The sequence below is a fragment of the Picosynechococcus sp. PCC 7117 genome (assembly GCF_001693275.1).
Taxonomy (GTDB): Bacteria; Cyanobacteriota; Cyanobacteriia; order Cyanobacteriales; family MRBY01; genus MRBY01.
Genome location: NZ_CP016477.1, coordinates 1,333,795 through 1,349,053 on the forward strand (window position 1 = coordinate 1,333,795; position 15,259 = coordinate 1,349,053).

Here is a 15,259-nt window from a genome sequence, read left to right on the forward strand (position 1 = left end):
GTACAATGGGGAGCAGTAGGGACTTTTTATTTTTCGAATTTAATCCTGCGCTAATCTCCATCGGTGAATGCCAATCACTGCCAAGAAAAGCAAAGAGTTTCGTTCCTACGCCAGTGGCTGTTGTCTTTTCTTTTTGCTGAGCTTAAGCAAACATTGCAACATTCGTCACTGGAGCCCTTAATTAAAAAAGATAGCAAGATAAAACGAGGATTCATGACAAATATTCATCAAAAAATTGAACAAGAACGTGATGCGGCTCGGGAAGCTTGTAGTACTGACTCCACTTCCGCTGAATGTGCAGCTGCTTGGGACGCCGTTGAAGAACTCCAGGCGGAAGCCGCCCACCAACGGGAAAAAGAGCCGGAAAAAAGTCCCCTAGAAAAGTTTTGTGATGATAACCCCGACGCGGATGAATGCCGTCTTTATGAAGACTAATTTTGTCGGCGATCGCCTTTATTTCTGTTAAAAAAATTAATTGATGCGCTTTTGGTCATTGATCTTGGCTTCGGTAAGGTCAAAAAACGTGCTAAAGGCTAACCCCCAAAGCAGTGGTTTCTCTCCGTAGTGCCACTGCTTTGACTTGTGTATACTGTGAAAAATCAATCTTAATTTGTCTCAAACCCCACATAAACCATGGATGAAACGTTACTACAGCAATTGGCCTGGATGGACTACCGTTTGGCGGTCATTTTTACGGTGATGGTGCCGATTGCACTGTTGATCTGGAGTTTCGTCGCGAAGGTGGAATCGATGCAGCGGCTCCTGGGCATTTACTGGAAAGTGGCCAGCTTGTTAATGGTGACGGTGTATCTGTTGATTCCCAGTTGGTCAGTGGGCTATCTGACAGGGCTGTTGTCACGGATTTTGATCCCCATTGGGTTATGGTTTTGGATTGATCTCAATGAAGAAATTCGCGATCAGCCGGGTAGTCGTCTAAAACTCGCGTTTACGGCTTGGCGTTGGGCGGTGACAGTTTACTGTGCGCTCGGGGCGATCGCCAATCTACCATTTTTGGGCTGTGCCTTTTCGACGGCGATGCGCCAAGGAACCTATTGCCAAGTGTGGCTAGAAGCACCCAGCCGTTACCAACAAATTTTGCACGCCAACTCGACACCCGGTTTTCTCGGCTTCTTAGGAATTGTCGGCTTGGTGATTTATGTCGTGTATTTACTGACGTTTTTGGTGTTCCGTTTGGGACGTCAGGGCCGCATTGCCATCGAAGAATAATGGAAAAAACCCCGTAAAAAACTTTTTTTGAGAAAAATCTAGGCTTAGGGGTTGCCAATTTAAAATTGCTTTGCTAAATTAGAACTTGTGCGCAAAACGCCAGGATAGCTCAGTTGGTAGAGCAGAGGACTGAAAATCCTCGTGTCGGCGGTTCAATTCCGCCTCCCGGCACTGCATAAAGAGAGTTCACCTCGGTGGGCTCTTTTTTTGTTTGAAAAATATTTTTAGAATCAAGTTGTTTCCGCTACAAAGAAACCCAACCGGGCTAGGCTGGGTTTGAACGCAGATTGTATTTTTAGGGAATTTGTATGGGCGTACTCATGATCCTGGGGCTTTTGCTCCTAATTCTCCTCGGCGGGCTAATCCTGGGTTTGGGCAATGATTAGGCGGGGACTTCCACCTTTGCTTCACCACCGAGGGCAAAGGCTTCATGGACGAGTTTCAGGGCGGCCTGGCCTTGGGTTTCTGGGACGACGCAACTAATTTTAATCTCAGAAGTGGTGATCATCTGAATGTTAATTTTTGCCGTGGCGAGGGCTTGGAAGAAACGAGCCGCAACCCCTGGTGCGCCAATCATCCCAGAACCGACAATACTGACTTTGGCGATCGCCGGATCTACTTCGATTTCCCCAAAGTTTAGCTGTTCCGCCATGCTAGAGAGGGCGAGGCGAGCCGCTTCAGCATCCCCCTGGGCGACGGTAAAGGCAATGTCACGGGTTTTGATCCCATTGAGCACACGGCACCGTTGGGATTGAATAATCATATCGACGCTGATGTTTTGGTGGGCCAACAGCGAAAAAATTTGGGCAGCCATACCAGGACTATCCGGCACGTGACGAATGGCCAGTTGCGCTTGTTTGAGGTCAAGGGCGACACCCCGGACGGGGGGGTGATCTTCGGGATTGAGAGCCGCCGGGGTCGCATTCATCGGGGAAGAGGCAATGTCAAAAACATCGCAGAGGGTGGCGATCGCCCGGTCACAATCCGTCTGCTGGATAACGCAACTCACCTTCACTTCCGAGGTAGAAATCATCTCGATATTAATCCCTGCATCAGCTAGGCTTTGGAACATGGTGGCGGCAATTCCGGGACGGCCAATCATCCCAGCCCCAGAGATGGTGATTTTGGCAATGTCATTGGCGCTCATCACTGCAACGTCGCTTAAATCTTGGTCTGTACCAGCGCAGAGGGTAGGGGCAATGGCTTCGGCGATCGCCTGGGCCTGGGTGGCGGCATTTTCGGTCACGGTAAAGGCAATATCATTACTGTTGCCATCGTGGATCGACTGGATAATTAAATCCACATCGACATTGTGGGTGGCGATTTCCCCAAATAATTTGGCGGCGACGCCGGGGCGATCAGGGATGTGCAGCATCGCAATACGGGCCTGGTTGGTATCAAACTCCACCGCATCGACGGCCTTGGCAATTTCGAGGTTAATCAAGGGGCGATCGCTCACCGGGGCAGAGGTCACCCAAGTCCCCGGATCCTCCGTCCAACTGGAACGCACCACCAAAGGCACCCCATAATTTTTCGCAATTTCGACAGCACGGGGATGGAGCACCTTCGCCCCTAAACTGGCAAGCTCTAGCATTTCATCGGATGTGACTTCGGCCATCAGTTGCGCTTCAGGGACGATACGCGGGTCGGTGGTTAAAATTCCTGGCACATCGGTATAAATTTCACAGCAGGAGGCCTTGAGGGCGGCGGCGATCGCCACCGCAGAAGTATCCGATCCGCCCCGACCCAGGGTAGTAATTTCTAGATCTTCGGTTTTGGAAATGCCCTGGAAACCCGCCACGACGATTACCTCTCCCTTTTGCAGGTGCCGCTGGAGACGGTCGGTTTTAATTTCGAGGATGCGGGCACGGCTATGTTCAGCTTCGGTGACGATCCCGACTTGGGCACCAGTAAGGGAAATTGCCGGTTGTCCCAGTTCCTGGAGGGCCATACTGAGTAAAGAAATCGAGACCTGTTCCCCCGTAGAGAGAAGCATATCCATTTCCCGCCGGTTGGGATTACCACTAATTTCGTGGGCTAATTTCACCAAACCATCAGTGGTTTTTCCCATGGCAGAGACCACCACGACAATTTGATTGCCCGCTTGGGCCCGTTGCTGTACCCGCTTGGCCACCGCTTGGATTCTTTCCACCGAGCCGACGGAGGTACCGCCATATTTTTGAACGATCATTGCCATGGAACCTGCCTCACTCTCCCGAACTTAAAACACAATTCGCTTTCCATAGATGTTTTGGAAAATCGGTGATCCACTCTAGCAAATCCTACCGACTTTTCTGATCGATCTTTCACATTCTGTTGTGTGGTGCCGTCATCTCTGTTACGTTCAGGGGCAATTTTTTCACCCAAGGTTTACGATGGATTATCGTTCACCAAAGCCACGGCATCGAGAAAATTTCAGGCGATCGCCATAGCATAAATTCCCTGGGGAAAACGGAAAAAAACGTTAAGTGACTTGTCTTTCCGCACCATTTACCCCATAATGGGTCACTCGATGGTGCTATACATTCTGTAACGTTCACGGTAAAGTAAAAATTCCAGAGCAACCGCACGATGTGAAGTATGCCACCACTGCTCCTGTGACAGACAAACCGATCAGTTTTCACCGAAGGCCCTAGGGCACAACAACACTGGATGATCAGTCTTTTTACAGTTAAATTTTTTTGTATGCAAGGTCAAAGGCGATCGCCACATTATCAGCACTTGATCCCTGGACGAGTTTGTCCCCAAACCAGTTTTTCATCTAACCCAACCAACATCTAGGAGGTTCCCTATGTCCGTACGTTTGTATGTCGGCAATCTGCCCAAAGACGTCGTCGAAAAACAAGCCCTGGTTGATTTCTTTGCTGAAGCAGGCGAAAACGCAACCACCAAAGTGATCAAAGACCGGAAAACAGGCAAATGCCGTGGTTTCGCCTTCGTTACCGTCCCCACCGACGAAGAAGCCGATGCTTTCATCGAAAAGTACAATGGCCAATCCTTCATGGACAGTCCCCTCAAAATTGAGAAGGCTCTCCCCCGTAGCAAAGGCGATGACAAACCCGCCGAAGCCAGTAACGCCAAAGGCGGCAAGCGCAAGCGCAGTGGTGGCAGCAGCAAAAAGCAATCCAGCTACGGCGATGCAACTTCCGCTCAACCCGACCCCCGCTGGGCCAGTGAACTGGAGAAGCTCAAAGATATGCTCCAACAGCAAACCGCTAACGTTTAGGCCTTGGGTCATTGATTTTCCTGCTGCAGATCGTGTGGCAGGATTTGTTTTGTTTACGCCAAAAAATTTTTCAGCATTAATTTTTTTATTCAACTTTTTTCTCGGAGGGATACACAATGGATGCCGTCACGGTCATGAAACAGGAAGTGGGCAAAGCCGCCGCCGCCCTAGTCCAGTCCAACTCAGTGGTTGGTTTAGGCACTGGGTCAACAACGGCCTATGCAATTCAATACATTGGTGAGCGTTTAGCCGCAGGTGAACTGGAGAATATTGTCGGGATTCCCACCTCCTTCCAGGCAGAAGTTCTCGCAAAACAGTACAACATTCCCCTAAGCAGTTTGGATGCCGTCGATCACATTGATGTGGCCATTGATGGGGCCGATGAGGTCGATCCCCAGAAAAATTTAATTAAAGGGGGCGGTGCGGCCCACACCCGGGAAAAAGTTGTGGATGCCCTCGCCAACAAATTTATCGTCGTGGTAGATAGCGGCAAGCTGGTTGATCGTTTGGGTTCAACCTTTTTATTACCCGTGGAAGTTATTCCCATGGCCATTACGCCAGTGATGCGTCAACTAGAAGCATTGGGTGGTAAACCAGAACTCCGGATGGGGGTAAAAAAGGCTGGCCCCGTGGTGACCGATGAAGGAAATTTAGTCGTGGATCTTAAATTTGCTGGCATCGACGACCCGGCAACCCTAGAGCAAAAGATTAATAATATCCCTGGCGTCCTGGAAAACGGTCTGTTTGTTGGGGTGGCTGATGTGATTTTGGTCGGCGAAATTATTGACGGACAACCCCGCGTCCGGGAAATTCAATAGCGTTTTTTTGTTGAACAGGTGAGTCTAGGCCTCCTCATTGCAGGGGGTTTTTGTCTTGTTATGTCTGGCTTAGGAGAGTGATGGCCTGCCGGATCCATTCGTCGGCATTGTCATTTTGCAACAGAATCGAGTCTTGACTGAGGGTGGCGATCGCCCCACGGATCTCAGTTTCCTGGTATCCCAAGGCCAACAAGGTTAACTCCAAATCTTCGTGGACGGCAGCATTGGGTTGAGCGGCTGTGTCGGGAAGCGAAAACTGATCCCGCCATTGGCTGAGTTTGCTGCGCAGTTCGAGGGCAAGCCGTTCGGCGGTTTTTTTGCCAATGCCCGGCGCTTTGGCTAGCTGGCGATGATCGGCGGTGACAATGGCCTGTACCAATTCCGGCAAGGTTAGGGTATCGAGGAGGGCGATCGCCCCTTGGGCACCAATGCCACTGACACTGATGAGCTGACGGAACAAATCCCGCGTGGCACCATTGGCAAAGCCGTAGAGATAGGTGCCGTCCTCCCGTTGCTGGCTGTGGACAAAAATGTGTTGGGGCTGGCCGATTGCGGCTGCCAACTCCTGGGCGAGGCGTCCTGGCACTTGGATCTCGTAGCCAATGTCCCTTACTTCGAGAATTAGAAAAAAACGCCCCTGCAAATTCCGGTGGATGGCGATCGCCTCTCCCTTAAGATAACTAAACATGAAATCCCCTCTGCCTAATGCCTGCGATCTTCCCATTGCCTCTGACATTCCAGCAAGTCCCGGTGGCGATCGCTATTTTCATTTTCAATCAGTACGTTTAGACTATTAAGAAAGCGTTTCCTTACGCCCCACATCCTCCCCAACCATGGCCGATTCAACTCCCGCTTTTCCCGGTAACGCCCTTCCGCCCCAAAATATCGAAGCCGAAGAATTTATTCTGGGGGGGATTTTAATGGACCCAGAGGCTATGGGGCGGGTAGTGGATGTCCTGGTGATCAATGCTTTTTATGTCCAGGCCCACCGGGATATTTATCAAGGTTTGTTGGTGCTCCATAACCAAGGCAAACCGACGGATTTATTGGCCCTGAGTACCTGGCTCCAGGACAACGAACGTCTCGAAAAAGTCGGCGGTATTCCCAAGCTTTCCCAATTGGTGGATCGCACCGTCTCCGCTGTGAATATTGACCACTATGCGGAACTGGTCATGGATAAATACGTGCGGCGACAACTCATTGCTGGGGGTCATGAAATTATTGATCTAGGCTATGACACCGTTAAAACTCTGCCCGATGTCCTAGATGAATCCGAGCAAAAAATCTTTCGGCTCACCCAGACCCGTCCCCAGGATGGCCTAACCGCCATTGCCGAAACCATTGCCGAAGCCTTTAGCAATATCGAAGAACGCCAGACCAAACAGCAGGAAAAAGAAATGCTGTCGGGGCTTTCGAGTGGGTTTTATGATCTCGATGCGATGACCAATGGCTTCCAACGCTCTGATCTGGTGATTATTGCCGGACGTCCCGCCATGGGGAAAACCAGTTTTTCGCTAAATGTGGCCACTAATATCGCTAAAAAGGAACGGCTTCCCGTGGCAATTTTTAGTTTAGAAATGTCTAAGGAGCAATTGGTGCAGCGCCTTTTGGCTGGGGAGGCTCAGATTGAAAGTAATCGTCTCCGGGCCGGACGCCTTGATGAGGTTGATATGCGCCCTCTCCTCAAGGCGGTGGAATTTTTGTCGGATGTGCCTTTATTTATCGATGATACGGCAAATATCACAGTGGGTCAGATGCGATCGCAAGCTCGGAAACTCCAGGCAGAACAGGGGGGAAAGTTAGGATTAATCCTCATTGACTATCTGCAACTCATGGAAGGTGGTGGCGATAATCGTGTCCAAGAACTCTCAAAAATCACGCGATCGCTCAAAGGGCTCGCCCGGGAATTAGACGTGCCCATTTTTGCCTTATCCCAGTTAAGTCGAGGGGTTGAGGCCCGCAACAGCAAACGCCCGATGATGTCCGACCTGCGCGAATCAGGTTCCATCGAGCAGGATGCCGACCTGGTTTTGATGCTCTACCGCGACAGTTATTACAATCCAGATACCCCGGAGCGAGATATTGCCGAGGTGATTATTGCGAAACACCGTAATGGCCCCACCGGGACGGTTAAGCTGATTTTCCAGCCGGAGCTAACAAAGTTTTTGAATCTGGCCCAGAGTCCCAGCCCCTATGCAGAAACCTATTAGAATTCAACAAAATCTGCGTGGCTATGATTTGTTTTATTTATCAAGAGCGGTCATATTTGCCTGAATTTTGGGGATCAGAGCTTCTTTTTGAAGAGATTCTAATTTTTTAAAACGCAAATGCTAAGATGCTGCTAGCATCAAGGCCAAAGCTTGATCAAAATTCTCCAAAAAATTGTGGTGAATTTCGGTCTTGAAATTTTTTACATCTTAATGATTTGGGCGATCGCCTCGATCCATTCTCAGCGCATCTACTGTCATTTAAACATCGGCAAAATTATCGATCATTTTTTCTAAAAAGGCTTGTTATAAGCATTATCAATCAAAGAAAAATGCTTCGATAACTTCAGGTTACGCGATTTCTTGTTTTTTTAGTGTTGGATCCTGTGTTCATGTACGGCTTCTCCCCTCCACAATCACCCCGGCAACAGACCCCCATTTCTCTCCAGAAACGTCGCCATAAGCAAGATCAAAAAAGCGCTGGCCCATCAACAGCAGCAAATAAGCAGCATCGGTTCGCTTGCTGGGAATTGGCAGCGCAGATTTCTGTAAATTGTCTCCTCGGTGGGGTGGCGATCGCCTCCATTGCCCAATTGTTACCAGCCCAACTATCCCAACAGCAGCAGTTATCTGTTCTCAAGGGCGAAGTCACCGAAGCAGAACAACGGGTCGCCAAACTACGCCAAGAATTTAACCGTCACTTCGATGCCTACGGGAGCCATCGACTAATGCAGGAGTACACCATAAAAGTCGATCCCAAACAACAGCGCATTATCTGGGTAGATCCGGCCCAGGCTCAAAATAGCGAAAATTAATTTTTCTAAGAGCTTGGCTATCAGCTAAGCATTTTCTCGAATTTTTTTAAGGCTCTAAATCCGTAAACACGAAAGGGAGTCATTATGGCTCCCTTTCGTGTATTTCTCTGAATTCAAATGCTTACAAGAGACTTAGAGCAAATCCCAAATCCTTTTCCTTTATTAGGAAGCAAGGGATGCTGTGGGACGACGACGACGGCGCTGGGTTCTAACGGCAGTCTGTTCGCTGACCTGCATCAAAAAGACCACGAGGGGTTCCCCTTGTAATTCTCGACGGGCAAGGCGTTGCAGGGATGCTTCGATCTCTAGGCGAATGTCAGTCCAGTCAATGTCTTCGTTGCTGCGCTTGCCATGTTCTTTGTACTCTGCGAGGCGATCCTCCAACACATTTTCGACATTCCGCTGGATTAACTGGTGGAGTAACTTATTGTTCGCTGCGGTAACCACACCCCGGAGATGAATTTCTGGCGGCGCAATTAGATTACCGTCCTGGGCGATCGCCACGGCCACCGTAATCACCCCTTCCTCGGCCAACTGTTGCCGTTCCTGGAGTACCGAATCATGGACAATACCAGAACGGTCTACTAATTCAATTCCCGAAGGCACTTTCCCGGTAACACCAATGGAATTTTCTGTGAGTTCTACAATGTCACCGTTATCGATAATCACAATATTTTCTTCCGGTACCCCCATCGATTGGGCCGTTTGGGCGTGCTTCACCAACATCCGGTGTTCCCCGTGGAACGGAATGAAAAACTTCGGCTTCGTCAAGGCCAACATCAACTTGTGATCATCTTGGGCGCCGTGACCAGAAACGTGGATTCCTTCCCCTTTACCGTAGATGACTTTCGCGCCGCGCATCATCAAACGATCAATGGTATTGACCACGGCGATCGTATTGCCAGGGATTGGATTGGCCGAAAAGACCACCGTATCCCCTTCCTTAATTTTGATGTGGCGGTGGGCATCGTGGGAGATCCGGGTCATGGCCGATAGGGTTTCACCTTGGGAACCCGTTGTCAGGATCAAAACATCCTCATCCTTCATACTTTTGAGTTGTCGCAGAGGAATGAACAGCTCATCCAAACATTTCATGTAGCCTAAATTGCGGGCATGGGAAATGACGTTTAGCATGGAACGGCCCACCACAGCCACCTTACGATTGTGTTTTTGCGCCAGTTCTAAAATAATGCTGACCCGGTGGACAGAAGAGGCAAAGGTCGTCACAAAGAGTCGTCCTTGGGCCTGACCAAAGATTCTGTCTAAATTCGGCTTCACTGAGGCTTCTGAAGGGGTGCGACCGGGAACTTCGGCGTTCGTCGAATCACTTAAAAGACAGAGAACGCCTTTTTCGCCATGCTCAGCGAGCCGTTGGAAATCAAACTGTTCACCGTCAACGGGGGTAAAGTCTACTTTGAAGTCCCCTGTGTGAATAATCACGCCGATGGGGGTATGGATCGCCACGGTAAAGCTATCGGCAATGGAGTGGGTATTGCGAATGTATTCTACGAGGAAATTTTTACCAATGCGCACCATGTCCCGTGGCATGACGCTGTGGAGTTTGGTGCGATCGCTTACGCCTGCTTCATCTAGTTTGTCGGACAGCAGAGACATGGCTAGGCGGGGGCCATAGATGACGGGAATATCAAACTGCTTGAGGTGATGGGAAATACCACCAATGTGATCTTCGTGGCCGTGGGTGACAATCATCCCCTTAATTTTGTGGCGGTTTTCCCGGAGATAGGTTGTATCTGGCAGAACAATGTTGACCCCGTGCATCCCATCCGTCGGAAAGGCTAGTCCCGCATCAAGCAGCACGATTTCATCGTCATATTCAAAAACACAGGTGTTTTTACCAATTTCGTGGAGACCACCCAGGGGAATAATTTTAATACTGTCCTGGGGGTTGAGATTTTCTGGCTTGGTCGTTTGTTTTTGGCTGGTGCGGGTTCTTCTACGGGTTGTGGGTTGGGGTTTGCTCTTGTTCATAAAACTCCTTAGATTTGCTTGTGGTTAAAACTAGAGAAAAGGTTGAAATAGAAAACTTTTAGGCTGGTATTTAAAGACCAACGGCTAGATATGACCAGCGATCAATCGGGTGCTGGTAATTGGCGCAATACTGTTCAGTTGTCAAAAGCCATGGCAGTGGACTGTTCGTCCCATGCTCTGTTTTAGAGGAGGGACAGATCCTTCAATACCTGGGTGAGTTGTTTTGTGCGATCAGGGCTGAGGGGACAGAGGGGCGGACGAAAGCTACCTAAACGCCATCCCTGAAGAATGAGAGCGGTTTTCACGGGGAGGGGGTTGGTATCACAGAATAGGACACGGAATAGGGGGAAAAGCTTTAGGTGGAGGGCGATCGCCTCCTGGGTACGGCCAGCAAGAAAGGCTTGGATCATCGCCTGCATCTGCGGCCCGACAAGGTGACTGGCCACGCTCACAACGCCCTGGGCTCCTACACTCATCAAAGGTAGAGTTAGACTATCATCCCCTGAGTAAATTTCAAAGGTAGAATCTACACCACAACGAATTTGGGCGGCCTGGTCGAGGTTCCCGCTGGCTTCTTTGATGGCCACGATGTTGTCCACTGTGGCGAGGCGAATCACGGTTTCGGGCAACAGATTACAACTAGTGCGCCCCGGCACGTTGTAAAGCATCAATGGGATATCAGGGCAGGCCTCGGCGATCGCCTTGAAATGCTGATAAAGTCCTTCTTGGGGAGGCTTATTGTAATAAGGAACAACTTGCAGCGAACCGTCTAAGTTCAGTTTAGCGGCTTTTTGGGTGGCGGCGATCGCCTCACTGGTGGAATTAGAACCCGTACCCGCGATTACCTTAGCCCGTCCAGTGGCAGCATTTTGCACAGCCCGGAATAGCTCATACTCCTCATCCCAAGTCAGGGTGGGTGATTCTCCGGTGGTGCCGCAGACAACAAGGGCGTCACTCCCCTGGTCAATGAGATGGGCCGCTAATTTTTCCGCCATCGCGTAATCCACCTGCCCCTCTTCCGTAAAGGGGGTCACCATTGCGGTGATCACTCGACCAAATCTTGTACTTGTCATAAACGAATCGACACAACACACATAAATCTTACTGGACTAGACCGCCGTTGCGATCGCCGCTGGTTGGAGCCAATCTTTTTCCCAAAGCAGTTCCGCAATCTGGACGGCATTAAGGGCTGCTCCTTTCCGAATCTGATCGCCACAGAGCCACAATTCCAGGCCATTATCTTGGGAAATATCCCGACGAATACGACCCACCAGCACCGGATCTTTCCCCGTTGCATCCATGGGCATCGGGAAATAATTGTTTTCCCAATCCTCTACTACGGTAACACCAGGGGCCGTGGTGAGGATGTCTTTGGCTTGGGCTGGCTCGAAGGGCTGCGCAAACTCTAGGTTAACCGCTTCAGAATGGGCCCGCAGCACCGGCACCCGGACACAGGTGGCACTAATCCGCAGGTCAGGCGTCCCAAAGATCTTCCGGGTTTCGTTCACCATTTTCATCTCCTCTTGGCAATAGCCCGCGTCATCGATGGGGGTATTGTGGGGAAAAAGATTAAAGGCGAGGGGATAGGGGAAAGATTCTGTGGGGGGTTCTTCGCCCGCCAAGATCGCCTGGGTTTGCTGCTTGACTTCTTCCATGGCCCTAGCCCCAGCACCACTGGCAGATTGATAGGTAGAAACCACAATCCGCTGGATGGGTTGCACTTGATGGAGGGGATAAATTGCCACCCCCATGAGAATGGTTGTGCAGTTGGGGTTCGCGATAATACCCTGGTGTTGTTGGGCTGCCGCTGGGTTAATTTCTGGCACCACGAGGGGCACATCAGGATCCATGCGGAAGGCGCTGGAGTTGTCGATCATCACAGCACCGGCTTCGACGATCGCCTTGGCCCATTTTTTCGAAGTGCTTCCCCCGGCGGAGGCGAGGACAATATCGATCCCTTCAAAGGCTTCTGGGCTGACGGCTTCGACGGTAATGGGTTGGCCTTTAAAGGTGAGGGTTTTCCCGGCAGAACGGGGCGAGGCCAAAAGTTTTAGGTTGTTGAGGGGAAAATCCCGCTCTTCTAACAACTGTAAGAGTTCTGCGCCAACGGCTCCGGTAGCACCAAGAATGGCGACATTGACTAATTTTGACAAAGAATAAACCTCCTAATGACTTTGGGTTAAGGGTAATGAAATTAAAAAGTAAAAATCTGGTTGGGGCGATCGCCTAGGGGGAATTTTTCACTGTGGCGGGGCTGACTTGATCACCCCAGAGGCGAGGATTTGGCGAGGATAAGCAGGGCCGCTTTTGTCGTTCTGTGCTGGGGCATCCCTTTCGCAAGACTTTGTATATCGAAGCTCTAATTATACTATTATCAGATAGGTTAACCCCTCGTAAAAACGCAATAGACCGACCCAAACATATTCTGGGTAATCCTGCGTTTGGGTTACTGACCTTAGGATATCATGGAGCGCTCAATTCAGACCCCTAAAGGGGCGATCGCCAACGAACAGAACTATCCTAAGACCCTTAGTTGTAACTTATATATTAGAACCTTTAAACATCGATGAAAGTTATCCAGGAAAAGCTTCCTGCCAGCCAAGTTGGGCTAGAAATCGAAGTCCCCGCTGACGTCACCCAAAAAGCCTATGATGACACAGTGCGGAAACTCGCCCGTACCGTGAACCTCCCTGGTTTCCGGAAAGGGAAAGTTCCCAAGCAGATTTTGATCCAACGGTTAGGCCCCAATCGCATTAAGGCGTCTGTCCTTGAGGATTTGATCGACGATAGCTTAAAAGCGGCGATCGCCCAAGAAAACATTGAGGCCCTAGGAAATTTCCAACTCAAATCTTCCTTCGATGACCTGATCAGCGCCTACAAACCCGGTGAAGCCTTCACTTTCAAGGCCGCCGTGGATGTCCCCGCCACCGTCACCCTCAACAGCTACAAAGGCCTCAACTTCAAGGCCGAAAAGAGTGAATATGACCCGGCGGATCTCGATGAATTTCTCACCCAAAAACAACGCGAGCTTGCTACCCTTGTCCCCGTCGAAGACCGGGCCGCCCAAATGGGAGATGTGGCGATCGCCGATTACGAAGGTCGCTATGTAAACGACGCTGGTGAAGAAGAAGCAGACATTATCCCCGGCACCCAAGCCGAAGACTTTTCCCTCGACCTCGAAGAAGGCAAATTTATCCCAGGCTTTGTGGATGGTTTTGTCGGCATGAAACCCGAAGAAACCAAGAAATTCACCGTTACCTTCCCCGAAGACTACGGCAACGAAGAAATGGCGGGGAAACAAGTCTCCTTCACCGTCACCCTCAAGGAACTCAAGAGCCGCGAACTACCAGAACTCGATGATGAGTTTGCCAGCGAAGCCACCAACGAAGAATTTGAAACCCTCGCGGCTTGGCAAGAAAGTCTAGAAGCCCAGCTAAAAGAAAACGCTGAAATCAGCACCAAAAACAGCGTGCGTCGTTATCTGCTAGAACAACTCGCTGCCAATAACAGCGCCGAACTGCCAGAAGTGAGCGTCAACGAAGAAATTACCGCAGTCCTCACCCAGCAGATGATGGAATTCAGCCGCATGGGCATCGATGTGAATCGGATCTTTACTAAAGATATGATTCCTAAACTGCGAGAAACGGCTCGCCCAGAAGCAGAACAACGGCTCAGCAACTCCTTGATTCTCACGGAAATTGCCAAGGTCGAGAAGATCGAAATTGATACCGACAAATTTAACGAGCGCCTAGAGGAAGCCAAGGCAGAACTTCAGGAAGGCTTTGATGAAGAGCGTCTCCAGGAAGCCATCAAAGAAGAGTTGACCATTGATGCAACCCTCGATTGGCTCGAAGAGCAGTCTGAGATCGAATTTGTCCCTGCCGGAACTCTCGAAGCAGAAGAGGCTGAAGCAGCAGACGGAGAAGAATAGAGCTTTAGACGCTTACGTTTAAACTCTAAAACTAATTGTGAAAAGACCCCAAGTGGGGTCTTTTTTGTTGGTATCTCAGGTTTTCAAGCTATCCCATCACACCCTTTATGCCGACAGGGTTAAAATTTCTGGCCCTTCTGGGGTGATCGCAATCGTATGTTCAAACTGGGCCGAAAGCTTACCGTCCTTAGTTACCGCTGTCCAACCATCACCGAGTAGCTGGCTCTCATAGGTGCCTTCATTGATCATTGGTTCGATGGTAAAAACCATCCCCGGACGAATTTTGGTGCCCTTGCCGCGTTTGCCATAGTGGGGAACCTGGGGCTCTGTGTGGAAGACATTACTAATGCCATGGCCGACAAAATCACGCACGACTGAATAGCCTTGGGATTCGGCATATTCTTGGATCGCCGCCCCAATATCACCAATGCGACCGTTGGGTTGAGCCGCTTCAATGCCGATGTACAGACATTTTTCCGTTACTTCGACTAATTTTTTAACCCTGGGTGCTGGGGTGCCCACAAAAAAAGTCCGGGACGTATCACCATGGTAGCCATCGAGAATGGGGGTCACATCGATATTGATGATGTCGCCGTCTTTGAGCACTTTTTTCTTACTGGGAATGCCGTGACAAATTACTTCATTGACACTGGTGCAGATAGACTTTGGGTAAGGATTACTCTTGCCATAACCGAGGGGGGCACTTTTTGCACCGTGTTTTTGGGTCCATTCCTCCGCCGCATCGTTCAATTCGAGGGTCGTCACTCCCGGCTTAACTAGAGGCCCTAGATAATCAAGGAGTTGCGCCGCTAGCCGTCCCGCATTGCGCATTTTTTCAATTTCTCGTTTTGATAGCAGAACGATGCCTTTACCCATGGGAGTTTATTGCTTGTAAGACCAACAGAATTATCAGAGGTTTATTGTAACAGCCCCAAAAGCCTTCGGCGAATCATTGTTGCGCCTGTCAAGTCCCCAGGGAGGGCGACTGAGATCCTCGGCGATCGCCAAAATTTCGACACAATGATCAGCAGAGTTTGCCGAAATCA

General features: G+C 50.1%; 13 protein-coding genes and 1 tRNA gene. 8 read left to right on the forward strand and 6 right to left on the reverse strand.

The window, feature by feature from the left end; translation table 11 throughout:
• Window positions 1-213: 213 nt before the first annotated feature.
• The 3 genes from AWQ22_RS06485 (at window position 214) to AWQ22_RS06495 (ending at window position 1,398) form a co-directional block, all read left to right on the forward strand.
• Window positions 214-435 (forward strand): Calvin cycle protein CP12, encoded by a 222-nt coding sequence (locus AWQ22_RS06485; protein WP_012306885.1) that lies wholly within the window; start codon window positions 214-216, stop codon window positions 433-435.
• 198 nt (window positions 436-633) lie between these two features.
• Entirely contained in the window at window positions 634-1,227 is a 594-nt protein-coding gene (locus tag AWQ22_RS06490; protein ID WP_030006486.1) for a DUF3177 family protein, read from the forward strand.
• Window positions 1,228-1,325: 98 nt separating this feature from the next.
• A tRNA-Phe gene (locus AWQ22_RS06495) sits at window positions 1,326-1,398 on the forward strand.
• Between the two features lie 211 nt (window positions 1,399-1,609).
• Here the strand turns inward: AWQ22_RS06495 and AWQ22_RS06500 are convergent.
• Complete coding sequence (locus AWQ22_RS06500; RefSeq protein ID WP_065710541.1) at window positions 1,610-3,424, reverse strand: aspartate kinase; 1,815 nt, start codon at window positions 3,422-3,424, stop codon at window positions 1,610-1,612.
• 594 nt (window positions 3,425-4,018) lie between these two features.
• On the opposite strand from AWQ22_RS06500, the gene AWQ22_RS06505 reads away from it, so the two are divergent.
• Both AWQ22_RS06505 and rpiA read left to right on the forward strand, forming a co-directional pair.
• The gene (locus AWQ22_RS06505) at window positions 4,019-4,453 is read left to right on the forward strand and encodes an RNA-binding protein (RefSeq protein WP_065710542.1); all 435 of its coding nucleotides are present in this window, start codon (window positions 4,019-4,021) and stop codon (window positions 4,451-4,453) included.
• Window positions 4,454-4,569: 116 nt separating this feature from the next.
• Complete coding sequence (gene rpiA, locus AWQ22_RS06510; RefSeq protein ID WP_065710543.1) at window positions 4,570-5,271, forward strand: ribose-5-phosphate isomerase RpiA; 702 nt, start codon at window positions 4,570-4,572, stop codon at window positions 5,269-5,271.
• Window positions 5,272-5,329: 58 nt separating this feature from the next.
• Here rpiA and ruvA read toward each other — a convergent pair whose 3' ends face one another.
• On the reverse strand, window positions 5,330-5,959 hold the full coding sequence (gene ruvA, locus AWQ22_RS06515; RefSeq protein WP_065710544.1) for a Holliday junction branch migration protein RuvA: 630 nt from the start codon (window positions 5,957-5,959) through the stop codon (window positions 5,330-5,332).
• Window positions 5,960-6,104: 145 nt separating this feature from the next.
• Between ruvA and dnaB the strand changes: the two genes are divergently transcribed.
• Both dnaB and AWQ22_RS06525 read left to right on the forward strand, forming a co-directional pair.
• On the forward strand, window positions 6,105-7,481 hold the full coding sequence (gene dnaB / locus AWQ22_RS06520; protein ID WP_065710545.1) for a replicative DNA helicase: 1,377 nt from the start codon (window positions 6,105-6,107) through the stop codon (window positions 7,479-7,481).
• Between the two features lie 371 nt (window positions 7,482-7,852).
• Window positions 7,853-8,293 carry a hypothetical protein gene (locus tag AWQ22_RS06525; protein WP_232321519.1) on the forward strand — a complete coding sequence of 147 codons (441 nt, stop codon included), beginning with the start codon at window positions 7,853-7,855 and terminating at the stop codon, window positions 8,291-8,293.
• A gap of 162 nt (window positions 8,294-8,455) precedes the next feature.
• Here AWQ22_RS06525 and AWQ22_RS06530 read toward each other — a convergent pair whose 3' ends face one another.
• From AWQ22_RS06530 to AWQ22_RS06540, 3 genes are all read right to left on the reverse strand, one after another.
• Window positions 8,456-10,282: a ribonuclease J gene (locus AWQ22_RS06530; RefSeq protein WP_012306893.1), complete on the reverse strand. Its 1,827-nt coding sequence runs from the start codon at window positions 10,280-10,282 to the stop codon at window positions 8,456-8,458.
• Window positions 10,283-10,464: 182 nt separating this feature from the next.
• Entirely contained in the window at window positions 10,465-11,355 is an 891-nt protein-coding gene (gene dapA / locus AWQ22_RS06535) for a 4-hydroxy-tetrahydrodipicolinate synthase (RefSeq protein ID WP_030006494.1), read from the reverse strand.
• Between the two features lie 36 nt (window positions 11,356-11,391).
• On the reverse strand, window positions 11,392-12,435 hold the full coding sequence (locus AWQ22_RS06540; protein WP_012306895.1) for an aspartate-semialdehyde dehydrogenase: 1,044 nt from the start codon (window positions 12,433-12,435) through the stop codon (window positions 11,392-11,394).
• A 413-nt stretch (window positions 12,436-12,848) separates the two neighbouring features.
• Here AWQ22_RS06540 and tig point away from each other — a divergent pair, with 413 nt between their 5' ends.
• A complete protein-coding gene (tig, locus tag AWQ22_RS06545; protein WP_065710547.1) occupies window positions 12,849-14,213 on the forward strand; it encodes a trigger factor in 1,365 nt (454 codons plus the stop codon).
• 105 nt (window positions 14,214-14,318) lie between these two features.
• On the opposite strand, the gene map is transcribed toward tig, so the two are convergent.
• Window positions 14,319-15,089, reverse strand: a complete 771-nt coding sequence (gene map, locus AWQ22_RS06550; RefSeq protein WP_065710548.1) for a type I methionyl aminopeptidase — start codon at window positions 15,087-15,089, stop codon at window positions 14,319-14,321.
• Window positions 15,090-15,259: the final 170 nt, after the last annotated feature.